Consider the following 26,085-nt stretch of genomic DNA (forward strand, 5'->3'; position numbering starts at 1 on the left):
ATTACAAAGTGAATCACTTTGGTTTCAGGTGTGTTTCTAATGTTTCCTTGTCTTTTCAAGGTATTGTTTTTAAAGTGTATTTATTAATTAACACTGAAACATAATGTAACCTATGTACCTACTATGGTTATTCCATTTTATTTCTTGATATAAATTGAGCTGCCATTAAGTTTTCGTTCAGTTAAAAGCGCCTAAGTTGCCCACCTGACTCACTATTCTAATAAAAAGTGAGCATTACCAATAAAGGTAAATTTCCAACAAGTAGGGTTCTTTCATGAAAAAATCAACTCTTGGTTTAGCTGTAATCGCAGCAATACCAATGTTCTCAAGTGTGCAAGTTTTAGCGGCTGACGAAGCAGCTACATCAATTGAAAAAATTCAGGTAACTGGCTCTCGCATTAATCGTACTGATATGGAAACATCAAGCCCAATCACAGTTATCGGTGATGACTTCATTGCAAAAAGTGGTTTCACATCGGTTGCTGACATACTTTCTACTCAGCCATCAGCTGCTGGTATTAGCTTAGGCGCTTCAAGTAATAATGGTTCAGGTGGTTCTGCGACAGTCAACCTACGTGGTATGGGCTCGCAACGTACACTGGTATTATTAAATGGTCGTCGTATGGTTTCTTCAGGAACCGGCGCAGATTCTTCTGTTGATTTAAATACCATTCCTGTAGCAATGATCAAATCTATAGAAATCTTAAAAGACGGCGCGTCTGCAGTATATGGCTCTGATGCTATTGCTGGTGTTGTTAACATCATAACAAAGAAAGATTTTGAAGGTTCAGAGCTTAACGTTGAAGGCAGCCGCACTACAAAAGGTGATGGCAATAATTACGGTGTTAGTTTATTACACGGAATGAATATTGCCGATGGCAACTTAGTTGTTGGTGCTCAATACTCAAACCGTGGTGAAGTAATTCAGTCGGATCGTCGTTTTGTAGAGCCTGGCGAGTCTTCATTTATCCCTGAAGGAACACTGGGCGGCAGAACTTACCAGGGTAATGGTGTTTTTGCAGATAGAACTACTTCATACGATTTCACAACATCAAGCTATGCTCAAACACCTAATGAGCTATACAGCTTATTTACTAGTTTTGACAAAGAGCTAGACTCAGACACTACATTTAATGTTGATTTGATGTATACACGTCGTGAATCTAACCAACAACTTGCACCACAACCAGCAAGTATTGATTTAAGTACTTCTAGCTTGGATTCAACTTACACAGATAGCTTCCGTGACGCAGATACAGGCGATCTTGCTGACTCTTTAGAGTACAGAAGAAGAATGGTTGATGCTGGTCCTCGTATTTATGAGCAAGAAACTGACACTTACCGTGTATCTGTTGCATTACAAGGTTTATTAGATAACGATGCAAGCTGGGATGTAAGTGCAACTTACGGTCGTAATGACTCAAAAGATAAAGTTCAAAACTCAATTAATGCAAGTCGAGTTGAAGAAAGCATTTATGCAAACCAAGCTCTTTGGTTTAGCGGTGATTCTTTAGATCGTAGCTTATTAACATCTAACGATTCAATTTATACTGAGTCAAACGAAGGTGGTAACGAGCAATTTATTCTTTCAGCTGGTTATAGTGCAGTAACAGAAAGTGATATTGGTTACGCAATCGGTGTAGAAAACCGCTTTGAAAGTGGTTACTACACACCAGATCTAATTACTCAGCTTGGTGAGAGCACAGCTGCACAACAAGATCCAACTGAAGGTGATTTCTCAGTACAGTCTATCTACTTTGAAACATCTATGCCGGTATTAGAGACTGTTACCCTTGAAGGTGCTGCTCGCTACGATAACTACTCTACCTTTGGTGGCGAAACAACGTGGAAACTTGGTGCAACGTGGAATGTAACTGAAGAGTTTATGGTTCGTTCTGTATTAGCTACTGGCTTTAGAGCACCAAACGTATCAGAACTGTTTGGTGGTAACTCAGGTTCGTACGATTACCTAGCTGATCCATGGGGCAACGAACAAGATGCTCAAATACTTGTAAACTACACAAGTGATAACGATCTTAAAGCCGAAGAAAGTCGCTCTTTCACTTTTGGTATGGTTTGGGAAGTAGCTGACGGCTTATCAACAACTCTAGATTACTGGAAGTTTGATATTACTAATGCGATTACTCGCTTAGATGTTCAAAACGAAATGAATAGCTGTTTTGCAGGTGACTCAGAATCATGTTCATCAGTAAACATCACACAATCTGGTGACTTATCTAACCTAAGTTCAGCACTAACTAACGTAGGTTCTCAAGAAACATCAGGTGTTGATTGGAATATTAGCTACTCTGCAGATAACTATCGTATAAACCTTGATACAACTTATTTAATCAAGTTTGAAGAAGATGACATTAATTACACTGGCACTATTGATGGCAACATCGGTGGATACTCTAAAATTAAATCTAATCTATCTGTAAGCTACGATATAACTGATGCATTTAATGTGCTTTATAATGCACGTTTTCTCCGTGGTATGGACGGCGATTACTACGGTGAGTCGTTTAGCACAGATAACGTTATTTACCATGATATTTCTATGAGCTATAACATCAATGATGCACTTCGTGTTACCGGTGGTATGAACAATATCTTTGATAAAGAGCCAGAAGAAGTTCTAGGCGGCAATGATATGGGCACTGTTCCAGAAATTTACGATGTAGTTGGTTCTCGCGTGTTTGCAAGTGTAAACTACAAGTTTTAACTAGCACATTAATCTTATTAAGGCTCAGTATTTACTGAGCCTTTTTTATTGAACAAAATAAAGGAGACAAGTACACTAAAACGATATTTTAGAAGGAGAACTGATTGTTAAAACAAGATGAAAACTTATCTTTTGTCATTGAACCAGAACTAACACCTCGTTCTGAACAGCGCATAGATCTGTATTTTTCAATCCCTAATGAAATGGGGATCAATCCGCAAACACTTACCGAAGAATCTTATTTTAATAACCACTTTAAATCACACTTAGCGTATAACGCTAATAATATACACTTGCCTTTAGTGCGAAGCCGTTTTGTTAGTAAAAACAAAGGTGAGCAACAAGATTACCGGCAAAACCTTAATTTATTTTGTTACCAAGTACGTTTAGCCCTTGATGCCGATATAAAAGACGCGTTAAAAATTGATGAAGCAGAAGATTTTTATAAACGTGCTAACGAGGTATATGAGCAAAGCGAAGGGCTTTTAAAAAAGCTGCGTCGCTACACACCAGATGACGAAAAGCTACTGCCATTTTTTACCAATGCTGATAACTATTTAAGTTGGCATGTTGAGCAATCTTTTTTAAAGCTTTTAGATGAAGGCCCACGTAGTAGCGATTATGCAAAAGAGCGTAACGATTTACTGCAGTTTTGTAAAAGCGAAAATACGTATCGAGCAGAGAAAAGCTACAACTCTGAAACAACCATGCAAGACGCAAATCGAATAACAAATAAAATGCGCTTGTTACAACGCTTAATTGAGCACGGCGTAATATTACAGCGTCAAACGCGGTTTCTTAACAGCTACCTTAAGCGATTAGTTAAAGGCACTGTTACAGCCGTTATCATGGCATTTGTGATGGTTGTAATACTCAATGCTCGCTCAACGTTTACTGAAGTCACCGCGACACTTATTTTAATTTTAGGTGTTATATACGGGCTACGTGAAATATTTAAAGAAGATATTACACGTATGATTTGGCGAGCCATTGTACAAGGGCGACCTAAGTGGCGATTTAGTTTTAAAAATAGTATTACCAAAGACAAAGTAGCGAGTCAGCTAATTTGGCTTGAATACATGCGCTTTAAGAAAATACCTAAAGAAGTGAAATCTATTTTTTCAAAACGTCGTCAACAAAATAAACAAGCTGCGCAGTGGTTACACTTTGCAAGTGAGACACGTGTTAGTGCGAAAGAATTTTTGCCCGGCTACGATACGCTACAGCACACGCTACAATTTAATCTTGCACCATTTGCACGTTATTTAAAACGTGGTGAAGGGAAGCTATATCATTTAGACAGTAATAAAATTTCTAAGCAGGCTGTAGAAAGGCGTTATCAATTAAACATGGTACTTGTGCTAACTGAGGAAGATAAAACACTTTATCAACGCTATAAAATAACGTTAAATCGCAGTAAAATCGTTAATATTGAGCTTATCTACTCCAAAAAATGAGTTTAATTAATTTTAAAAGGGGCTGATACAATCAGCCCCTAATATTTGGTCACTTTATTTATTAGCTAAGCCATGTTTGCTATATAAAGTTACTTTGTCTGATACTAGCGTGATCTCGATATTTTTTGCTTCATCGCCCCATACACAGTTTGTATGTAGTGTTTTTTCAACACAGTTATCAGCACTGCCTAAAATAGTTTCAACTTCAGTCTTATCCATGCCTACTTTAATTTTTTCATAATTTTCAAGACTTACCTTAGAACAAGCCGCAAGGCTTAATGTAGCTGCGATGATAAGGAGTTTTTTCATTGTTATATCCTACTTAATATTAATGTTTGAATTTTCTGATCTGGACAATCATGCCCATTCGTGGATGGTCAAAGTAATGTACTTCACCACTAATTACACGTCTAAACTGAGAAAAACGGGCTGACTCTATATCGCCGTTTTCTAGCTTTTGGCTAATATCAAAATTAGCTGTTATGTATAAATAATGTCGTAAATGTATTTTAAATAAACCGTCTAGTTCCCATTCTGCTTTTGATTGATCTGGGTCGTTAAATAGCGCCGGTTGTGAATTCAATAAACTTACAAAATCAGGGTTTGAATAGCTAGGTGTTACATTGGGTTCATTTTTAAGATGCTTACCCGCCATTAAATGCATGCTTGGGGCGCGTGACTTGCTTGCACCTTCAAAGCGCCAGCCAGTATGTAGAATAGGTGTTAAGCCTTTGCGGTCCAGTTGCCTATATTGCGCTTTAAATTGCAGCTGTTGCGGCGCTAATAAATAGGTTTGCTGCATATCATCTTTAGCGGGTGCTAAAGGCGTTACAGGTAGCTCATCGTAGCTTTGTAGGTAGTCAATACTGTTGTCACATACACCTGATTGCGGGTTTGAATTAACTAATGAATCAGTAAAAGTGCGTTTTTGAAAACGCTCATCGCCATCTATGCAGGCCTGCATTGCTTGTTCAGTGTAAAGAGGGGTCAGTAAGTCTAGCGTATTTTTATCTTCAATAGCTTTGTGCTTAAGGCTAAAGTCTTCTTGTAAATACGGGGCAGGGCGCTGTTTAAATACAAGCACCTCAACCTCAAACCAGCGTTCTGCAAATGCAGTGCTGCTAAATAAGCAGCATAAAACAATAAGCGATTTTTTTAGCAACATTAATGGCTAACCTTTTTTTCGAAATCTGCAATCATTGCAGTGACCATTTTTAAGCGTTCGCGGGCATTTGCCTCACTAATTGCAAAGCGCAGTTTATTTGCGCCATCCATTTTGTACACCTTAGGTGCACTTTGTATCAAGCCAATGATGAAGCTAGGGTTAACCTTGGTATCTTGGCTAAACTCAAAGTAACCACCTTTTGGGTTTGCCTCAATTTTAGTTATACCTAAACTACTAGCTTTCATTTTTAATAATTGTAGGCTAAATAGGTTTTTAGCAGCATCAGGTAGTAAACCAAAGCGGTCTATTAGTTCCACCTGTAGTTCATCCATATCATCAAGGTTAGCACAACTTGCAATTCGCTTATACATACCCAAGCGTGCATTAACATCGTGTATGTAGTCATCAGGTAATAATGCAGCCAGCTTTAAATCTACTTCGGTTTGTTTTTGAAGTAGGTTTTCAAGCGTTGGCTCTTTACCTTCGCGCAGCGCATTTACGGCTTGTTCGAGCATTTCCATATATAAACTAAAGCCAATGGTTTGCATTTGGCCTGATTGATCATCGCCAAGTAGCTCACCCGCACCACGAATTTCTAAATCGTGTGTAGCGAGGGCAAAACCTGCACCTAAATCCTCTAATGATTCAATTGCTTGTAAGCGTTTACTCGCATCTTTAGAAAGCGCTTTAGGATCACCTGTTAGTAAGTAGGCATACGCTTGATGGTGGCTTCGCCCAACTCGTCCACGTAATTGGTGTAACTGGGCAAGGCCGAGTTTATCTGCTCTGTCCATGATAATGGTATTAGCCGTAGGCACATCAATACCGGTTTCGATAATCGTGGTACATACCAGCACGTTGTATTTTTGATGGTAAAAGTCAGTCATTATTTGCTCAAGCTCTTGCTCGCGCATTTGGCCATGGGCTGTTGTCACACTGGCTTCAGGTACCCATTCACTAATTTCTTGTGCAACACGCTCGATAGTTTCTACGTTGTTATGTAAAAAGTAAACTTGGCCACCGCGTTTAATTTCTCGCAGTACCGCTTCGCGTATTAGTTCTACATCGCGTTGGCGTACAAAGGTTTTTACCGCTAAACGTTTAGCCGGTGGCGTTGCGATTATCGATAAATCGCGCATGCCGCTCATGGCCATGTTGAGTGTACGAGGTATTGGTGTTGCAGTCAGTGTGAGTATGTCTACATCGGCGCGCAGTGCTTTAATTTTCTCTTTTTGGCGAACACCAAAGCGATGCTCTTCATCAACAATTAACAAGCCTAAATCGTTAAATTTAATGTCTTGTTGAATAAGTTTATGCGTGCCAATAACTATATCGAGCTTACCGTTGGCCATTTTTTCAAGTGTGTCTTTTTGCTCTTTAGTGGAGTTAAAGCGCGAAAGTACACCTACTTCAATAGGAAAATCAGCAAAACGGTCTTTAAAGTTTTCAAAGTGTTGTTGAGCGAGCAAGGTGGTGGGCACTAAAATGGCTACCTGTTTATCATCGTTAACTGCTACAAAAGCAGCGCGCATGGCCACTTCTGTTTTACCAAAGCCTACGTCACCACACACTAAACGATCCATCGCTTGTTTTGATTGCATATCACCTAATACGGCTTCTATGGCGTTGCGCTGATCGTCAGTTTCTTCAAACGGAAAGCTATCGCTAAATTGTCGATATGCGGGGGCATCTAGAGTAAATTTATTACCAGGTTTTGCTTGGCGCTGAGCATAAATGTCGAGTAACTCTGCGGCGACATCGCGAACTTTTTCAGCAGCACGTTTTTTTGCTTTTTCCCATGCATCTGAGCCAAGCTTATGCAGCGGGGCGCTGGCTTCTTCACCACCAGAGTAACGACTCAGCATATGCAATGCAGACACTGGCACGTACAATTTAGCTTCACTTGCATAAGTAATTGTTACAAATTCAGTAACTACACCTGCAGCATCAATTGTTTGCAGCCCCTGATAACGGCCAACACCGTGATCAAGATGCACAACAGGTTGACCTTCTTTAAGCTCGGCTAAATTACGGATTAGCGCATCTTGGCTGGCTTCGTACTTGTGCTTGCGGCGTCTGCGCTGAGATACTTTTATACCTAGCAGTTCTTGCTCGGTAATAATAGATAGGCTTGGTTTAGTGCCAAGTACGACACTTTGTTCAAGCGGGCTTACTATTAAACCTACATCACTCGCGCTTTTTGTAAATTGTTCGAGTGTTTCAAATTCTTTAAATTTTAAACCGCTTGGTTTTAAAATGCTCAGTAATGATTCGCGACGACCGTCCGATTCAACACTGAGTAATATGCGGCCTTTTTTCTTTTTTTGCTCTGCTACATAATTTATAAACGCGCCATAAGGTTCATGCTGCTTATGATCAATTCGAATAGCAGGCAGCTCGCTAACGCTTAAGTTTTTATTGCCCGCTTTAGTACCAAGCTTTGCAAGCGATAAACGAATACGTGCAAAATTGCCTAAATTAGAAAACAGCTCTTCAATAGGCTGATAAAGCGCATTGGGTTCTAGTAATGGGCGAAGTGGGTCAACTCTGCGGTTCTCATAGCGTACATTTACATCGTGCCAAAAGTTATCTGCCGCGTGCTCTAAATCGCCCAGTTGCATAACGGTAGTTGTTTCTGGCAGGTAGTCAAAAATAGTCGCGAGCTTTTCAAAAAACAACGGCATGTAGTATTCAATACCGGCAGGCCAGTTACCTTTGCTTACTTGCATGTATACAGAGTCTTGCTGCGAGCTTGCACCAAATTTTTCACGGTAGCTTATTCTAAAACGTTCAATATCAGCGTCGTTAGTAGGAAATTCATGTGCTGGAAGTAGCTCAATTTTATCTACTTTTTCATCAGAGCGCTGTGTTTCTACATCAAATAAGCGAATGGTATCGAGTTCGTCATCAAAAAAGTCGAGTCTAAATGGGTGTGGGCTACCCATTGGGTATAAGTCAACGATAGAGCCGCGTATAGCGTATTCGCCGTGCTCCATTACTTGTTGAACATTTAAATAACCAGCTTGCTCTAAGTTGTCACGAAAGTTATGAGTGTCTAGTTTGTCGCCCACTTTAAAGTTTATTGTTGAACCGTAAATAAATGAGGCCGGGGCTGTGCGCAACATTAAAGTAGATACAGGCACAATTAACACACTTTGTTGTTCTTTTTTTAAGGTGTTTAAAGTGGCCAAACGGGCTGAAATAATATCTTGATGGGGAGAAAAATGATCGTATGGCAGAGTTTCCCAATCAGGAAATACCATGACTGGGTTATCGGGTAATAAATATTCTAATTCTGTTTCAAGGCGCAGTGCACTTGGTGTATCCGGCGTAACAATTAAGACTAAGTTATCTTGTTGTTTAACGCCTTCAGCAATAGCAATACTTAAACCACTTCCGCTTAGCTGGCCCCATTGAATTTTATCTTTATGAGATTTTACCCAAGGCAAGGCTGCCCATTGCTCAAACGCCATTGATTACTCCATTTATAGTTGGCTCTTAGCAAGTAAGAGCCATCTTGAGTTAAGGTTACTTAGTCTCGGTATATTTTTGTTAGGTCTTTATAGTGATCAATTCGTCTATCACGTAAGAAAGGCCAAATACGTCTTACGTTTTCTGAGCGTTTTTGATCAATTTCTACTACTAAAATTTGCTCATCAGTATTATTAGCCTCTGCTAATAGTTCACCTTGTGGGCCTGCAATAAACGAATTGCCCCAAAACGAAATACCATCGCTTTGCGCACTAGGGTCACTTTCATGGCCAACGCGGTTACAGCTAATTACCGGCACGCCATTGGCAACAGCATGGGCACGCTGGCTAATAACCCACGCATCTTTTTGACGAGTTTGCTCAGCAATGTCGTCGTTAGGATCCCAACCGATAGCGGTTGGGTAAATTAATACCTCAGCGCCAGCCATTGCCATCAAACGTGCAGCTTCAGGAAACCATTGATCCCAACATACTAGCACGCCTAATTTACCCACCGAGGTTTGAATAGGCTCAAAACCGATATCACCTGGGGTAAAGTAAAATTTTTCGTAAAAACCTGGATCATCAGGAATATGCATTTTGCGGTATTTACCTGCAATACTGCCGTCTTGCTCTAATACAACCGCAGTATTGTGATAAAGGCCCGTAGCGCGCTTTTCAAATAAAGACGCGACAATAACAATGCTTAGCTCTTTAGCAAGCTCACCTAAGGCATTACTGCTAGGGCCTGGAATGGTTTCGGCTAAATCAAATACGTCAACATTTTCGGTTTGGCAAAAATAGAGGCTTCGGTGTAGCTCTTGGAGTACAACCAGTTTTGCACCTTTTTGAGCGGCTTCACGAATGGCACTTATTGATTTTGCCATATTGTCCTTTGCGTTATCGGTATTGCTTTGTTGCACTAACGCAACGGTTAATTTTGCAGGGCTTGTCATTGTGCTGCTCCAGCTAAAAATCCACGAGGTAATTGCATTGTAATACAGTGCAGGCTGCCAAATTGTTCAATGATTGGTTGGCAATTTACGCCAATAATAGTGTGTTGTGGGTATGCTTTTTGAACTTGTGCAAGAGCACGTTCATCATTGGCATCATTATACGTTGGCACAAGCACAGCATTATTAATAATTAAGTAGTTAGCGTAGGTAGCCGGTAAGCGTGTTTGCTCATCGTCATAAGCGGCTTTTGGCCACGGTAACTCAATTAAGTTATATGGGGTGTTATCGGCAGTTTTAAAGGTTTTTAGTTGTTTTTCCATCGCATCAAGTGCGCTAAAATGCTCATCAGTTTTATCGTCACACTGCACATATACAAGGGTATTATTTGGTGCAAAACGCACTAAGGTATCAATGTGGCTGTCGGTGTCATCGCCCGCTAAATAGCCATGTTCAACCCATAAAAAACTCGTCGCGCCTAAGTGCTCTTTTAAAAGTGCTTCAATATCATTTGGGTTTAAATCAGGGTTACGGTTTTTATTAAGCAAACACTCACTGGTTGTTAGCAACACACCGTGCTCGTTTATTTCAATACCGCCACCTTCAAGTACCATATCGAGCGCTTGATATTGGTTGTTTGTGCTACTTAGCTCTTTTACCAAAGTACGATTAATTTGATTGTCTAATGTGCTTTCAAACTTATTGCCCCAACCATTAAAAGTAAAATCATATACTTTTAATTGTTCTGTTGAATCAATAGCGGCGCAAGTAAGCGGACCATGATCGCGCGCCCAGGTATCGTTAGTAGGCGTTACTACAAAATGAACACGATTAAGAGAGACGTTAGCACTATTTAGTAATGCTGTAATATGCACTTTTAAGGCACTGTTATGCGCCACAATAACAAGCTGTTGCTGCGTTGTTATGTGTTTAGCAAGTTCAATATATACAGGTTCTACACGCGCTAAGTTGTCGGCCCAATCGGTGTCTTTGTGAGGCCATGTAAGCATAACAGCGTCTTGCTCGGCCCATTCTGGTAAAAGTCTAAAGTTCATGAATTTTATATACTAATTAAGATGGCGCTAGTTTAGCATTTTACATAAAGATGTCAGCTAATTATCACTGTTTAGGTCGCCTTGGTTTTGATCAAGTTCTTGACGTTTTTTAAGTTGGCGGGTTTGAGCATGTAAACTCGCTCTAACAATAAGTTCTTGGTCAGTGGTTCTAATTGCGGTAAAGAGCATAGTGTATTGGTAGTGTTCGCTATCTTGTTTTTCTACTGCCACAACTTCGGTGTAACAATAAACCGCAGAGGCCTCGTGGTGCAAAAACAGTTTGGTTCTAAATGCTTGGCCAATTGAGTGTACTTCAGGTGATGTAAAACGAATACCGCCACCGCCGTAGCTATCACATTGTATTGCGTTATCTTGGGCTTGTTCTGAGGCCAAAATATGGCTCATTATTAAATCTATTTTACGTGACTGCGCTTGTAAAAAAGTAGCTAGCTCTTGTGCTATATCGCCTAAGTTACGCAGTGGGCGTAACGAGCTTTGCTCAAGCTCACTTACTTCATTTGCTAATCTAAATAGTGGGGGAATGTCGTCTTCAAGCTCAAGCTGCGATTTAGGAACTTGTCCGTTTGATACGGGAAATAAATTTACTCTTATACTTTCATTAATTTGAAAGTACTGCTCAAACTCACCTAATCTTTCACTATTCATTATGTTCTCCACCACGTATTTATTTAATAGTAGCGTTGTGAGTACTAAATTGCTAGCAGATAAAATAACGCATAGCGGGCTAAATGCTTTGTTTACATTCAATTTTTAACATACTAATTATGATAATAAATACACTAAGAGATATTTAGGGGTAGTTACAAAAAAGCGGCCAATGTCATCCTAACATTGGCCGCTTGGGTATTGATTCATCAGCGTGTACTTATTTAAGTAGATCGGCTAATTCATGTAAATCTTTCACAACGTGATCTGGTTTTTTAGCTAATGGGTAAAGTGCTTTACCTGGGCGTGCTATAAAAGTGGTTTGTAAGCCTGCTTCTTTTGCACCAGCAACATCCCAGCCATGGGCTGCAATCATCATTGCTTCATTTGGTGCTACGTTTAGCTTTTTAAGTACCCACTCATACGCACGTAAGTCTGGTTTGTAAATTTTAATATCTTCAATGCTGTAACGCGCATCAAAGTAAGACATTAAACCAGCGCTTTCAAATTGTGCCTTTACACCTTTGTTTGAAGAATTTGTAAGGCTTACTAACTTATAGCCCTGTGCTTTGAGTTTTGCCAGTCCTTCTTTAACATCGCTGTGGGGAGGAAGCGTTAAAAGAGGCGTAACAATAGCTGTTTTAGCTTGTTCACTTGTAATATCAATGTTGTTGTTTTGAGCAACCATAAGAAGTGACGCCACACCGATTTGCCCAAAGTCGTGGTAACTACCGCTTACTGTATCTACTAATGAATGATGCAGCATAGTTGAAAACCACAGTGGTAATAAATCTTCACGTCCGCCTAGCGCTTTACCAATAGAGGTACGCATTGACGTTAAATCAAGTAGGGTTTCGTTTACATCAAAAATAAGCACTTTAGGTTTTGCTTGTTCTTTTGGTTCATCAGCGACTGCATAACCAGATACAAGGCTTGTGCCCAGAAGTAGTGAAAGAGTAAGTGTTTTTAACGATTTTAAAATAGACATTAATTATTCTCCGATTCAAGTGCTGTCATAACATCAATAGGTTCTGCGCGTAGGGTGTAATCTTCGCTTAAAAATGCGTATGTAATAACACCTTCTTGGTTTATCACATAGGTGGCCGGTAGCGGTAATTTAAAGCTTTTATCGCCGTAGTAGTGTTCAAAATCAATACCAAATTGTGTATATAACGCTTGAATACGCTCATCAAGTGTAAACAATAAACCAAATTGCTCAGCTACTTTATTGCTCACATCGCAAAGCACGTCAAATTCAAGGTCGTTTTTTTGTGCAGTTGAGAGAGTTTCATCAGGTAGTTGTGGTGATATTGCGACTAACTGAGCACTTTGAGTTTTAAATTGTGGTAAGTAGTCGTTAAGTGCTTTTAGTTCTAAATTACAATATGGGCACCAGCCACCACGGTAAAAGCTAATAATTACCGGGCCTTTTTTTAATAAATCTGCAAGCTCAATGTTTTCGCCGTTATGGTTGGCTAAGCTAAAGTTTTCTACTTTTTGACCAATTTGCAATGCATTGTCTTTTATATGCTGTGCAATTAGCTCTTCGTTTGTAGTGTTCATTAGTGCCAAAACGTCAGCTGGCAATTTGGCATCTTTTTGTACGTTATAGGCATCTATTTGCGCTTTTAAACTCATGATTGAACCTCAATAATTAGACTATTTGCAATTATAGTGTTTTACATATTTAAATAAACATTGCAATACTGAAAGCTTCATTCGAAAATATTAAACATTGAAAAGTGCACAATGGCATCTTTATGTATAATTTAAGCGACCTAGAAACATTTATAGCTGTAGTTGAAAACAAGGGCGTACTTGCTGCTGCCCGCGAGCAGCGTTTATCGCCTGCAACGGTGAGCCATCGCTTAAGTAAACTAGAGCGTGAGCTTGCTACAGTACTTGTTTTTAGAGATAGCAGGCGAGTACGGTTATCTCCCGCAGGTGAAATATTTTATACGCGTGTGGGGGCTATAATAGAAGCTCTACACGATGCTGAACATAGTATTGGCGCGCGTAGCTCATCGGTGAGTGGTTTACTACGCGTGACCATGCCGCCTTGGGTTTTTTCAAAATACGTAATGCCTAAACTCAATGAGTTTGAGCAAGCTTACCCTGAACTAAAGCTTGATTTTTTAATAACGGATCATTTTGTAAATGTAGTTGATGACGCGCAAGATGTTGCAATTAGGGTGGGAAAGTTAAATGACTCAGGATTACTTTCTCGTAAAATCGTAAACAATAGTCGCATACTTTGTGCAGCCCCTAGCTATATAGAAAAGTACGGCATGCCTGAAAATTTAACGCAATTGAGTGAGCATTATTGGGTTTGCCTGCCGTGGCAACGCCAGTTAAAGCTTTATGACGAACACAAAAAAATACATACCTTTAATGCTAAAACCCGTTTTACTATTTCAAACTCCGATAATATGACACAAGCTGCTATTGCAGGTCATGGTATTGCTATTAAATCAAAAATAGCGATTAATGAAGATCTTAAAAACGGTATTTTGGTTGAAGTTATGCCAGGGGTAATGGCACAAGATGATGCACCGGTTTGGTTTTTACGTCCGCAAAATAGTTTAACAACCCGCAAAACCGATGTATTTTATGATTTTATGAAATCACTATTTTTGAGCTGCGAATAAGCGTTTAAATGAGCGTTTTACTCCAATTAAAAACAAATAACCAGTAAGCTCTGCAAGCAAGGCAACAATTATGGCTGCAACAATGGCGGCTATAATAGAGTCTTTTTTCAAAATGATTTGACCTTCAAAGCGTTGCCATACTTGTTGCTTTATATCGCTCATGCCACTGATCATAGTAAATATATACGGAGATTTCTCAAACCTATTTACGGCTATCTGTAAATCTTGCTGTCGCTCGTAAAGAGTACTGATATTACTTGCCCCTTTGTTCACAATTTCATCATCAATATTTTGATAGTGTTTTATTAGCTTAGTTAAATCATTATTGAAATACTTAGCTGCATCGCTTTTAAAAGGCGCAACGGCATTATTAGCTTCAATTAACTGGGCTGATAATGCTTGGCCAAAGTCACTTACAAATGCAGGTATTTGCACTCCAAGTAGTAAACCGAATGCAAAGAAACTAAGTCGTATATAATCTAAAAGTTTACTCATTTATCTTCCTATGCATTTAAATAACCCAGAATTAACATTTGAGCTTGTTTTTATGTCAAAAACTCGTAATCTATTGGGGCGTGTTAACCTTTGTGGATTGAACCCAAAGGGCAGCGCATGTTTGGCATTTATGCTGCGTTATCACTTATTTATGGGGAGTAACCACACTACATAGGCTCTGCCTTGCCTAAATACCAAACGTACTGCTGCAAATTCAACCACGAAAGGCCAACACGCCCTAATAATAAAAATAACAACAGGTGGATGTTAAGGATGACGAAAAAAGTAAAGTTCACGTCAACATTTGTTGATATTTCTAAACAGCTCAAACGTTTTGTATCGCGCATTGTTCAACCCGACGATGTAGAAGACATTGTGCAAGAAACTTTTGTAAAAAGCTATGAAGCTGATTTAAAACAAGACATCCAGTTTACCCGCAGTTATATGCTAAAAACAGCAAAACATCTAGCACTCAACCATATAGCTAAGTGGGACAATAAATTTAATGATTCGTTAGAAAACGATAACGAATTGCCCGTATTACTCAAATCAATGAAGCTCGAAGACGAATACACATCTAAAGAGCGTTTTTTACTTTTTTGTAGAGCTACTGAGCAACTAAGCTCATCGATTCGTAAATGCTTTATATTAAAAAAAGTTTACGGTATGAGCCAAAAAGAGATTGCAGACCAAATGCAGTTAAGCCAAAGCACTGTTGAAAAACACATTGCCAAAGGATTGTTACAAACCATGTTATACATGCGTGAACATGAGCAAAGCCCTCAAACGAACCTTAAAGCTCAAGCACATCCTATATCAGTTAAGAGGGTCGCAGAATGAGTAATGTTCATCAATTTAATTCAAAAGATTTAATCTTAGAAAAGTCATGTGATTGGATAAGCGCGATTGATCGTGGTTTAACTGATGATGAAAAAGAGCAATTTAAATTATGGATGATGCAAAGCACCGCACATCAAGACTCTATATACGAGCTTGCTCAGCTTTGGGATGAGCTTTCAGTATTAAACGAATTAAGTCATTTATTTCCTCAGCGCAACAATACTAAAACATCAAAAAACAAGTGGATGTTTTCTTACTCAATTGCAGCGAGTTTGTTTGCAGCGTTAATGGTATGCAGCTACTTATTAATTAACTTAGAAAATGGCTACAACCAAGAGCTTGCTAAAGTTAATTACACTAAAATTTACAAAACAAAAGTAGGCGAGCAAGCAACGTATGTATTGCCAGACGGCACCATAGTGCAGCTTAATACTAATAGCTTACTAGAAGTTGCTTATAGTAAAGGCCGCAGGCAGTTATTACTTAGTCGTGGAGAAGGGCGCTTTAATGTAGCAAAAGATGCCACGCGTCCGTTTAGTGTTATGGCTGGTGATAAAAGTTTTACCGCGTTAGGCACGGTATTTAATGTACAACGCAATACTTCATCAGATTTAGAACTGGTGGTTACTGAAGGCAAAGTGATGATCACCGATCCAAGTGTAGCGGTTGATGCGAATGACTTTAAAGATTATCAACTTGCAGATAATAGCACGAAAAAAATTCGTCAAATTAATGCCAATATTGTTACCTCAGGCGAAAAAGCAGTTATTGAGCAAAGTGTTACAAAACCAATTACGCAGCTTTCAATGAACGACGTACAACGCGATTTGGCATGGCAAAACGGGATGCTTATTTTTAATGGAGAAGAGCTAAGCGATGCTTTAAATGAAGTAAGCCGCTATACAGCCACACGTTTTGAGCTTTCATCAGCTGAGCTTGCCAGTATTAAAGTCGCTGGAGTATTTAAAGCCGGTGACGTTGAAGGTTTACTAGAAAGTTTACAAACTAACTTTTCGATTGATCATGAGCGTTTAGGTGAGCATGTAGTAACGCTAAAACACCATACAGAATCATAAGTAGACGTTATGCAAATCAAACTAATGTTAGGTAAAGTTACATCAATAAAGATTGAACGTAAAAAAAACATTAAAAAAAAGAAACAAACCCATAGAGGATTTTTGTTTGTCAGCTGTTTATATAAGTTGCGCAGTAACCAAACGCATTTATTGAGTGGATTTAGTGTGCTTGCACCGGCTATTTTTAGTTTAAGTGTACAAGCAGCAACACAAACCACTGGGCAAATGGTGCAATTTGATATAAAAGCGCAGCGAGCAGACAAAGCCTTAATTGAATATGCTAAACAAACAGAGCAAACCGTGGTGTTTTCTTATGAGTTGGCAAAGCAGTATGACGCAAATTCAGTTTATGGATTTTACACTCAGCTAGATGCTCTAGAGGCATTATTAGGTGGGACTGAGCTCGATGCGGTTGTTGATCAAAATGGTTTACTGAGTATAAAACTCAAACAAATCAACAGGAATGATAACAACATGATGAAGCTTTCAGCGGTCAGTGCAGCAGTATTACCAGCTTTACTTGCAGTAAATTCGCAAGGTGTAAACGCAGCAGAAGAAGTCGCTCAAGAAAAAATTGAAAAAATCGCTATTGTAGGTAGCCGTGTAGCAGGACGTTCAGTTGAAGATTTACCCGTTCCAGTAGATATCCTAAGTGCAGAAGCGCTTGAAAATACAGGCCAAACAGAAGTTGGTCGTATGCTACAGTCTATCGCCCCTTCATTTAACTTTTCAAGCTCTGCAATTAGTGACGGTACTGATGCTTTAAGACCTGCGACACTTCGCGGTTTGGGCCCCGATCAAACATTGGTGTTAATTAACGGCAAACGTCGTCACCAAGCAAGTATTATTCATATTAATGGCTCTGTTGGGCGTGGTACCGCAGGTACTGACATGAATGCAATTCCAGCCTCTGCAATTAAACGCATTGAAGTATTACGTGATGGCGCTGCTGCTCAGTATGGTTCTGATGCAATTGCAGGTGTTATTAATATTGTACTTAAAGATGGTAGCGAAGGTGGCAAAGCGGCTATTAACTACGGTCAATATTCTGAAGGCGATGGCGAAACCATTAACCTTGATTTTAATAAAGGCTTTGCGCTAGGTGATGACGGTTATTTAAATACAACTATTAATTACCGTGACCGTGCACCGACTAACCGTGCAGGTTTACATGGCTCTTGTCAGTTTTATGGTTGTACAGAACTAAGTGACGGCACTTTACTTGCTGGCGATCCGCGTGAGCTGACAGCCGATCGTGATACCTTTAGAATTGGTGATGCTGATTCTCAGCAGTTTGGTTTAACAATTAATACCGGTTACGAGTTAGGTGATGGCGAGCTTTACGGCTTTATTACTTACTCAACACGTGAAAATGAGTCGGCTGCATTTTTCCGTCATAATGCAAATGCAGGTGGTAACCCAGTACTACAAGATAACGATGCGACGATTCCGCTAGGTTTCTTACCAAAAATCAACACAACTATCGATGATATCTCGTACAACTTTGGTTATAAAACTGAATTTGATAACGATGCAAGCCTTGATTTATCTTACACCTATGGCGAGAACAGCATTGATTACACTACAAGTGACACTATCAATGCCTCATACGCTAACTTTTTACGTTATGACCAAGGTTTAAGTGCAGCTGATATTCGTACAACTATTCCACGTGAAGCGTACGCTTACGGCATGGAATTATCACTGCAAACAATCAATATTGATTTTACACAAAATTTTGATGATTATTCGTTAGCGATGGGTGCTGAAATACGTACTGACGAATACCGTATTTTAGAAGGTAATGAATATGCGTACCGCGATTACGATACATTAAATGGTGTAAGTATTTACAGCGGTTTAAGTGGCGGTGTTGGCTCTGAAGATGCATCAGGTGGTTCACAAGGTTTTGGTGGTTCCTCACCTGCGTCTTCAGTGGATGAGTCACGTGATGTAATTTCATTTTACGTAGATGCAGAATCTTATGTAATTGAAGATGTGATTTTATCTGGTGCACTTCGCTACGATAACTACAAAGGTTTTGGCGATACAGTAAACTTTAAACTTGCAGGTAACTGGTCTATTACCGACGATATTTCATTACGTGGTGCATTAAGCTCAGGATTTAGAGCGCCTTCAATGCAGCAGCTTTACTTTAATAACGTAAGCACACAATTTGTTGTTGATACTAATGGTAATTTAGTTGCAGAAGAAGTTGGTACATTTAGAAATGATTCAACACTTGCGCAAAGTTTAGGTATTCCAAAACTTAAAGAAGAAAAATCACAAAACCGTAGTTTAGGTATTGTGTATAACGTTACCGATAATATTAATGTAACCGTTGATTACTACTCGATTGATATTGACGACCGTATTGTAATTAGTGATCGCTTAGGTAAAGGGTTATCTACAAGCCTTGATGCAGCACTAAATAGTGCAGGTGCTGGCGTAGGGCAGTTTTTCTTAAATGGTGCTGATACAGAAACTCGTGGTGTTGATTTTGTAGCAACGTGGAACACTGAAGGTTTAGGCGGCACGCTTGATTTTACACTTGCAGCTAACTTTACCAAAACAGATGTTGTATCGTTGTTCTCTCCTGCTGGCTCAAGCCTTGAGACGGTAAAAGTAGAAGATATATTCTCAGCTGAAGACATCTCTATTATAGAAGAGTGGCAACCAGAGGACCGTATTAACTTAAGTGCGCTTTATCAACGTGATGATTGGACTGTTAACCTGTCACTTAATCGTTTTGGTGAATACACAGTAGAAGATGGCGGTCGTCAAACGTATGGCGCAGAAATTTTAACTGACGTTAAAGTTAACTACTTCGTTACTGAAGATTTATCAGTAAATATTGGTGCAAATAACTTGTTCGATGTTTACCCAGATAAAAATGAAATAGGTAACTCTCGCTCAGGTACTATTGTGGATGCTAGTGGCAACACAGTAATAAGTAGCTCAGGTGTGTTTGACTACTCACGTCGTTCGGCTCCATTTGGATTTAACGGTGCTTACTACTACGTAGGTGCAGAATACCGTTTTTAATTAATAACCTCCCTTTTGTTATTTAACTCAAAGGGCCGTAAGGCCCTTTTTTTGGTTTTAGCTTGGGCTGATTTTATTTAGAAATCAAACTTATTGGATAATCATCGTATTGCTTAATATTATTCATTACATTCATTAAAGTATTATGTGTACTGTTTTCATCTGCGGTTATAAGTACCGAACTTATTTCATATTTAGCCGCGAACATAGCTAAGTTAGTCGCAACTTGCTCTAAATCAATTAACCTCCCAGAAAAATATACTCCGTTACTTTCATCAATTCTAAATAAAGCATTTTTAACAGGCTTATCTATTTGAGGGCTGTCGAGTGGTCGGTTTAATTCAATACCCACAGGTTTTACAAAAGATGTAGTTACAATAAAGAAAATTAGTAATATGAACACTATGTCTAACATCGGGGTCATATCTACATCAGCATTATTTTGTAGTTTGGTTAGTTTACTTTTCATATTGGACCTTATTTTTAATTAAATGCTGCGGCGCCACAGCAAGGTTTTAGGTACCTATTAACAAAATTAGCACAGCAAAAATAAAGCGTGGTTAAATAAATATTCTAATAATATTAAATATTTGTACTAATTATGTATTTAAAATGTGGCGAAATAAGGTGGTGTTTATACCGATCTGCTTAAAAATGGGTCTATTTAGCATCGTTATAATGTAATGCAATTTGTTAAATTGCTTAAAAAAATATGTAGATTGGTATTAGGGGCAATAAAAAACCCAGCTCGAGGCTGGGTTCTAGTTATGCGCTATGTAAGCTTAATGCTTTTGCATACGGCTCATTTCTGCATGGCAGCTTTGCATTGTTAATAATGTTTTAGCCAGTGCAGCTTCGCAGTCAGCTGGTTGCGGTTTATCCATTGCTGCTTTAATTTCTTCAAGGGTTTTATCTTCTACCTCTTCAAGCTCTTTTACATACGTGCTGTCGTTGTGTGAGGTGAAAGTAGTCAATAGGGCTGTGTACGCACGTCGTGCTTCAACTGCGAAAGATGAGCCATCTTCGCGTTCGCCTTTTTCATTAATTGCATATGGCTGCAAGCGCTCAACACTCACTTTTCGGGCATCTATCATACGCTGAAAAAGTGCACCAATAGCAGGGTCTTCAACTTTTTCCTGTGCTTTTTGATAAAAATCGATGCCGCTGTTCATAACTTGAATGATGTCAGTAATATGATTTACTTCTGATCCTTGATGGGTGTTCATAATGACCTCTTTAATTAAATGAATGTATAGTTCAATTTAATAAAAGCAATGTATGTTCCACGTTTCAATTATTATGTAGTCATTTGATTTTATTGGATTAATTTTATTTCAGCAGGGTGCTAAGCTAACAGGCAGAAAATTAACCTAGCAATTTTTACATTATATTGTGTAATAAAGTTATTTTAGCTCTTCAGCTACTTCAGCTACTTTTTGACGTAACCAAATGTGACTCGCATCGCGATGCAACAGTGGGCTCCAAATCATATCAAGCTCAAAAGGAGGAATTGGAAATGGTGGCTCTAAAATTTTAAGCCCCGGATCATCCAAATATATGTTCGCGGCTTTTGAAGGAAGGGTCGCAATCAAATTTTTCTCTTTAGCTAAATGAATTGCTACATGGTAGTTACGCGTAAAAGTGGCAATATTACGATGCTTACCAAAGTGAGCAAGTGCTTCGTCAACCCAGCCAAGTTTTTGCACATCTTTAGGGTCCATGCCCACACCTACACCAAAACCTGTTTTACTCACCCATATATGGCGTGCTTTTAAATAGCTGTCGAGGCTAAAGTTTTCAATTATAGGGTTATCGGCTTTTACTAAGCAGCAAAAACTATCTTTCCAAATACGTTTATGATGAAAAGACTGCGGTAAGTTTTCAAAACGGTTGATTGCCATATCTACTTTACCGTTTTCTACATCATGAAAGGTGACATCACTTGGTGTGAGTATATCTAAAGTAGTATCGGGGGCTTCTTCGTGCAATTTACTTAAAAGCTTTGGTGCTAATGTACTTGCAGCGTAATCACTGGCCATTATTCTAAACACACGCTTACTTTGGCTTGCCTCAAATTCTCGATTAGGTGCTAGAGTTTCTTCAAGGGTCATTAAAATGCCACGAATAACGGGTTGTAACTCCAAAGCACGCTCGGTAGGTACCATACCATCGCTGGTACGAACTAAAATAGGGTCGTTAAATAAGTTACGAAGACGTTTAAGGCCATTACTCATTGCAGGTTGCGTTATACTCAATTGATTAGCAGCGCGTGTTACGTTGCATTCTCGCAGCAATGTATCGAGGTAAACGAGTAAATTTAAATCTATTTTGCTTATATTCATTGTGTGTGTCCTTTAGCGCTTACCAGTGGTGAATAAAGCGCTGTGCTGTCGGGTATGGGTAAATATGACTTACCTGACCATTTTTTATATTTTGTTGTGCCTGCTTCCAAAAGCTAACATCTATAAGCTCTGGGTGAGTGCTGAGTAAAAACTTTTTATACATAGGGTTTGGCATTACAAATGTACAAAGTTGCTCAGGAAATACGTCCTGTGGTGCAACAGAGTAACTTTGTTCATCCATTAAATAGTCGTCATAGCTCTTTGCTTTTGGTAATGTTCTAAAGTTCATATCGGTTAGATATTGGACTTCATCGTAATCGTAAAAAATAATACGTTTGTGCTTACTTACACCAAAGTTTTTTAAGAGCATATCACCAGGGAATATATTAACAGCAATCATTTCTTTTAGGGCTTGCCCATATTCTTCAATTGCGTCGGCGACACTTTCTTCATCAGCATTTTCTAAAAACAAGTTAAGAGGTGTCATGCGCCGTTCAATATACAAATGCTTGATGATCAACCAATCGCCCTCAATTATCATTGATGAGCCAATTGTTTTATGTAATTGCGCAAGTAAATTACTATCAAAACGCGCTAAAGGAAATACGACGTTAGAATACTCGATGGTATCGGCCATTCTGCCAACGCGATCATGATTTTTTACCAGTTGATAACGCTTTAATACGGTATCACGGCCAAAGGGTTTACTCTCACCAAATTTGTCTTTTATTACTTTAAAAACATAGCCAAATGAGGGGAGGGTAAATACCATCATCACCATACCGGGAGTCCCCGGTGCAATTGTAAACTCATCACTAGAGTGAGATAAATGATTTAAAAACTCTCGGTAAAACTCAGTTTTACCCTGCTTATGAAAACCCACTGCGTTATAGAGCTCAGCAAGTGTTTTGTTTGGCATAAGTTGATTTAAAAACCGAACAAGTGCTGAAGGTGCGTGAGTCTCTACCATAAAGTAGGCGCGGGCAAAGCCAAAAATAACACGCATTTGAGATGACTTAGTTAAAAGTGCATCTAAATATAATCCGTTATCTTCATCGTGTAATACAGCGATTATAAAGGGCTGAACCCCACTTTTTGAAACAACACGACCAACAATATAGGCTGCTTTATTACGATAAAAAGGTGTGTGTAAAATATCAAAGCGCATTTGCCAAGGTTGGTGATGTGTATCGGGGGCTTGTTTATAAAAAGCTTTAACAAGGAGGCGGATATCACGCTCTAAATTTACAAATGGGGCTTTAAAATCAAAATGACTAATAATGCGTTTTATTGTTGGTTTGAGGCCATCAACTACAGGAAAGTATGTTCTATATTCTGCTTCTACAGGCACTGAAGGAGCATCTTTTAAGGTTGCTTCTACAAATATAAAGTCATTATGAAAATAGCGCCTATGGTACAGCCGGCAAAATACAGAGTTATAAAAAGTTTCTGCGAGCTCTGCTTGGGGATGAAAACATAAAAAATGCTGATATACCTTTTTAACTTCAAGCCATAGGCTTTCATCGAGTTGTTCGGTTGGGGTTTCTTTTTTTAGCGCTTGCGTGGTTTCGTTAACACGATCATCATAATAGCTGATACGCAAACGGCTGATATCATTAATTGCTTGCCAATCTTTTTTTGCAAAGGCAAGAGGGGCTTTGGCTGTTGTTTTTTGAAATAACTGATAGTGCCTTTTAAAACCCGTTAAAATTAATTCAGCAATATGGCGAGGTTGCATTTGCACTCCTTAAAAGTCCCTAGAGTTTATACTCTATTGTGTTAAGGGTATGTTATTTTAAGTTTAAAACCAAGATAAATGTTACTTACTAACTAAGAGTAACTTATTGGAATTGAGCTATCTTTTTTTCGAGAATTTTAATTTGTTTAGTCACAGCCGATACGTTTTTCTTATATGTTTTATTAATTATTTTTAGTTTTTTAGTAATGTCTTTAGTAATACGCTTTTTATCATCAATGGCTAAGATATGATTTAACCGCTCTTGTTGTTTGTATTCAGCACGCTCTTTATTACGATCAAGTATTGTTAGTTTATGGTTATTACTGCGAAGCTCTGCCTGTAAGCCAGATAGAAGCCTTTCACGCTCAAGTTCGTTTAGTTGTTTAGTGTAGTCAACCTTAGGACCAGAATACTGATTACCCGTTGTGTTAACTTTATAAGTCGTTGCTTCGTCGTCACAGGGGAGTTGAGAAAAGACAGTGCCTTTTTCTGTTACACATTTGTAGTAAGTGGTATCGCTAAAGCTAAAAAAACTGATAAGTAAAAAGCTAGAATGGAGAATATAACGAGAAGTTTTAAACATACATGTCATCCTTGTTTTTTATATCTAACAACAATATAAAACTATAACCTAGCTTGGTGGTATATCAAGCTAGGTTAGGATAACTGTTATTGGGTAAAGGTTTTGAGCTTTTTAATACTCTGTACTAAAAATGGTATATCTAAACCTTGTTCAATAGAAAAACCTTCAGCGGCGGAAATGTTTTTAAAGTTACCATCTGAATCTATTAAGGTAATCCTATCTTTTTTATAGGCTATAACAACACCCTGAGAGTAGTTCACGCCCATATCGTCTTTTTTCTTGTATAGATTAACGCCTAGCATTGTTTGCTTGGCAATAGCTTTGCAATTTAAATATTGCCCAACGCTTGTTGCAATTAAATCGCTAGGTTGAATTAGCCCATCTACCTTAGAAATACGTTTGTCAGAGCTGTATAAAGTTGAGGTGGTTACTACTTCTTGCTTGTTATTGGCAAGACTAAAAGCAAAAACCTGTGTTTCATCATCTCGAACAGTAGGGGTATCACTCGCTTTAATTACTCGAATAGCACTAGAGCTATGTGCTTGATCATTAATAAAGCTTAGTTCTTCAATGCCAGTTACTTCAATGCTACGGCGCTGACTTTGCCAAACTGGAAGTGTCTGCTCGGTTAAAATTGCTGCTTTATAAAAAGCGGGTAAACCATACACTAAGCTAAATAACGTATCGTCATGATTTGTTGGCTGTAAAAACTGCTCTGTTTTGTTCATGTTTTTATTCTCGGCAACAAACTTTTCGAGTTGTTGTTGAGTTTCAAATACAAATATATCTACATTGGCTTGTGTGTAGTCCTCGCATTTTTCAAGCTGGCTTGGCATTTGATAACTAATATTTTGGTTATTAATTTTTACGTTGTGTGCTTGCTCGTAGCTTTCTATATCTAGCAGATCATTTTTAGCTAACAAGCTTTTAGCAGTAGTAGGGTATGAAAGTGGCAAAACATTATCTTGTTTTGTTACATCAAAGTTTAAATTGGCGTCAGCCCAAATATGAATACTGTGGCTAAGCGAAAAACACACGATTAAAAAAGAAATTGCGTAACGTGCAAATTTATATTGCTTTAAACGCTCAAGGTGGTGCCATGTGTAATTACTAACAAGTAGCTGAAAGCCTAAAATAACAACAACAATACCACTGGCTAAAATGGTTGTTAAAGCAGGAGAGCTTGTTAAACGATGCCACAACAATGAAATGATCTCAGGTAAGGCAGATATACTTAGGTGATAACCTAAATTAACATACACATAAGCATCAAGAGTAAGCAATGATGCGCCTACAGTGGCTATTACAGCGGCCATGCCACGAATGTGTCGTGGGTAGGGGAATATTAAACTAAGCGGAAATACCGTCAGCACAAACGCTAAAAAGGCTATAAAACTAGTGTGGCTTAGCCAAGTAACTAGCATATAGGTAATGCCTAAAAAGCTTGTAGGTGGCGAGTCTGCAAATAAATAGCTTAAGCTAATAAGTAGGGCTAAGCCGATATTGGCAAAGGTAAACCAATGCCCCCAACTTAGCAGCTGACTCGCTTTTGATGAAAATTGATTGTGCTGCGATAAATTCATAAATTTTATTTAACCGACTGCGCGAGCGCTTTTGCAAAGTTCTCGGTTACAGCTTGTCTTTTCCCTGTTGGTACATGCTCTTTTAAGATATGCGTGATAGAATTTCCTAAACACATAAGACTTAAATCAACCGGCGCATTGTGTTTAGTTAGCACATCAATAAGCTGATCGACGATTTGTTCTACTTCTTCATTAGAGTATTTTGATAAGATTGGCATTAGTTGGTTCAATAAAATAGTTATAT

The 26,085-nt window shown here is 38.7% G+C and carries 22 protein-coding genes; 6 read left to right on the forward strand and 16 right to left on the reverse strand.

Annotated features, from left to right (window positions below; genetic code table 11):
• Positions 1-274 precede the first annotated feature (274 nt).
• Positions 275-2,725, forward strand: coding sequence for a TonB-dependent receptor (locus tag H5090_RS04315; protein ID WP_138488891.1), 2,451 nt, complete (start codon positions 275-277; stop codon positions 2,723-2,725).
• Positions 2,726-2,829: 104 nt separating this feature from the next.
• Positions 2,830-4,182 (forward strand): hypothetical protein, encoded by a 1,353-nt coding sequence (locus H5090_RS04320; protein ID WP_024597376.1) that lies wholly within the window; start codon positions 2,830-2,832, stop codon positions 4,180-4,182.
• 54 nt (positions 4,183-4,236) lie between these two features.
• On the opposite strand, the gene H5090_RS04325 is transcribed toward H5090_RS04320, so the two are convergent.
• The 8 genes from H5090_RS04325 to H5090_RS04360 form a co-directional block, all read right to left on the reverse strand.
• On the reverse strand, positions 4,237-4,491 hold the full coding sequence (locus tag H5090_RS04325) for a lipoprotein (RefSeq protein WP_024597375.1): 255 nt from the start codon (positions 4,489-4,491) through the stop codon (positions 4,237-4,239).
• A gap of 19 nt (positions 4,492-4,510) precedes the next feature.
• Positions 4,511-5,347, reverse strand: a complete 837-nt coding sequence (locus tag H5090_RS04330; RefSeq protein ID WP_165723939.1) for a peptidoglycan binding protein CsiV — start codon at positions 5,345-5,347, stop codon at positions 4,511-4,513.
• Entirely contained in the window at positions 5,347-8,820 is a 3,474-nt protein-coding gene (mfd, locus tag H5090_RS04335) for a transcription-repair coupling factor (protein WP_182693198.1), read from the reverse strand. Before mfd ends, H5090_RS04330 begins: the two co-directional genes overlap by 1 nt.
• Before the next feature lie 59 nt (positions 8,821-8,879).
• The gene (locus tag H5090_RS04340; RefSeq protein ID WP_024597239.1) at positions 8,880-9,773 is read right to left on the reverse strand and encodes a carbon-nitrogen hydrolase; all 894 of its coding nucleotides are present in this window, start codon (positions 9,771-9,773) and stop codon (positions 8,880-8,882) included.
• Complete coding sequence (locus tag H5090_RS04345) at positions 9,770-10,825, reverse strand: agmatine/peptidylarginine deiminase (protein WP_182695104.1); 1,056 nt, start codon at positions 10,823-10,825, stop codon at positions 9,770-9,772. The genes H5090_RS04340 and H5090_RS04345 overlap by 4 nt, the downstream gene beginning before the upstream one ends.
• A 57-nt stretch (positions 10,826-10,882) precedes the next feature.
• On the reverse strand, positions 10,883-11,491 hold the full coding sequence (locus H5090_RS04350; RefSeq protein ID WP_002961502.1) for a PilZ domain-containing protein: 609 nt from the start codon (positions 11,489-11,491) through the stop codon (positions 10,883-10,885).
• Positions 11,492-11,711: 220 nt separating this feature from the next.
• Positions 11,712-12,479: a haloacid dehalogenase type II gene (locus H5090_RS04355; protein ID WP_182694434.1), complete on the reverse strand. Its 768-nt coding sequence runs from the start codon at positions 12,477-12,479 to the stop codon at positions 11,712-11,714.
• A complete protein-coding gene (locus H5090_RS04360; RefSeq protein WP_039490073.1) occupies positions 12,479-13,129 on the reverse strand; it encodes a peroxiredoxin-like family protein in 651 nt (216 codons plus the stop codon). Before H5090_RS04360 ends, H5090_RS04355 begins: the two co-directional genes overlap by 1 nt.
• Positions 13,130-13,251: 122 nt before the next feature.
• Between H5090_RS04360 and H5090_RS04365 the strand changes: the two genes are divergently transcribed.
• A complete protein-coding gene (locus H5090_RS04365) occupies positions 13,252-14,139 on the forward strand; it encodes a LysR family transcriptional regulator (RefSeq protein ID WP_165723944.1) in 888 nt (295 codons plus the stop codon).
• On the opposite strand, the gene H5090_RS04370 is transcribed toward H5090_RS04365, so the two are convergent.
• Positions 14,119-14,634, reverse strand: a complete 516-nt coding sequence (locus tag H5090_RS04370; RefSeq protein ID WP_165723945.1) for a DUF2937 family protein — start codon at positions 14,632-14,634, stop codon at positions 14,119-14,121. The two genes, H5090_RS04365 and H5090_RS04370, sit on opposite strands and share 21 nt — an antisense overlap.
• Before the next feature lie 273 nt (positions 14,635-14,907).
• On the opposite strand from H5090_RS04370, the gene H5090_RS04375 reads away from it, so the two are divergent.
• Genes H5090_RS04375 through H5090_RS04385 form a run of 3 tightly spaced genes read left to right on the forward strand, consistent with a single transcriptional unit; the run spans position 14,908 to position 19,595 of the window.
• Entirely contained in the window at positions 14,908-15,474 is a 567-nt protein-coding gene (locus tag H5090_RS04375; protein ID WP_024597233.1) for an RNA polymerase sigma factor, read from the forward strand.
• Complete coding sequence (locus tag H5090_RS04380) at positions 15,471-16,550, forward strand: FecR family protein (RefSeq protein WP_024603563.1); 1,080 nt, start codon at positions 15,471-15,473, stop codon at positions 16,548-16,550. Before H5090_RS04375 ends, H5090_RS04380 begins: the two co-directional genes overlap by 4 nt.
• A gap of 9 nt (positions 16,551-16,559) precedes the next feature.
• Entirely contained in the window at positions 16,560-19,595 is a 3,036-nt protein-coding gene (locus H5090_RS04385; RefSeq protein WP_182695105.1) for a TonB-dependent siderophore receptor, read from the forward strand.
• Between the two features lie 73 nt (positions 19,596-19,668).
• Here H5090_RS04385 and H5090_RS04390 read toward each other — a convergent pair whose 3' ends face one another.
• From H5090_RS04390 to H5090_RS04420, 7 genes are all read right to left on the reverse strand, one after another.
• A complete protein-coding gene (locus H5090_RS04390; protein ID WP_182695106.1) occupies positions 19,669-20,064 on the reverse strand; it encodes a biopolymer transporter ExbD in 396 nt (131 codons plus the stop codon).
• Between the two features lie 313 nt (positions 20,065-20,377).
• Positions 20,378-20,821, reverse strand: coding sequence for a PA2169 family four-helix-bundle protein (locus tag H5090_RS04395; protein ID WP_002961486.1), 444 nt, complete (start codon positions 20,819-20,821; stop codon positions 20,378-20,380).
• 177 nt (positions 20,822-20,998) lie between these two features.
• Positions 20,999-21,937, reverse strand: a complete 939-nt coding sequence (locus H5090_RS04400) for a LysR family transcriptional regulator (RefSeq protein ID WP_002961484.1) — start codon at positions 21,935-21,937, stop codon at positions 20,999-21,001.
• A 19-nt stretch (positions 21,938-21,956) separates the two neighbouring features.
• A complete protein-coding gene (gene aceK / locus H5090_RS04405; protein ID WP_182695107.1) occupies positions 21,957-23,675 on the reverse strand; it encodes a bifunctional isocitrate dehydrogenase kinase/phosphatase in 1,719 nt (572 codons plus the stop codon).
• A 103-nt stretch (positions 23,676-23,778) separates the two neighbouring features.
• Positions 23,779-24,258, reverse strand: a complete 480-nt coding sequence (locus H5090_RS04410; protein WP_024596961.1) for a DUF4124 domain-containing protein — start codon at positions 24,256-24,258, stop codon at positions 23,779-23,781.
• Between the two features lie 86 nt (positions 24,259-24,344).
• On the reverse strand, positions 24,345-25,841 hold the full coding sequence (locus H5090_RS04415) for a DUF3413 domain-containing protein (RefSeq protein ID WP_182695108.1): 1,497 nt from the start codon (positions 25,839-25,841) through the stop codon (positions 24,345-24,347).
• Positions 25,842-25,846: 5 nt separating this feature from the next.
• Positions 25,847-26,059 carry a DUF1414 domain-containing protein gene (locus H5090_RS04420; RefSeq protein WP_002961475.1) on the reverse strand — a complete coding sequence of 71 codons (213 nt, stop codon included), beginning with the start codon at positions 26,057-26,059 and terminating at the stop codon, positions 25,847-25,849.
• Between the last annotated feature and the right edge of the window lie 26 nt (positions 26,060-26,085).

The sequence above is a fragment of the Pseudoalteromonas sp. SR43-5 genome (genome assembly GCF_014163835.1).
Lineage (GTDB): Bacteria > Pseudomonadota > Gammaproteobacteria > Enterobacterales > Alteromonadaceae > Pseudoalteromonas > Pseudoalteromonas distincta.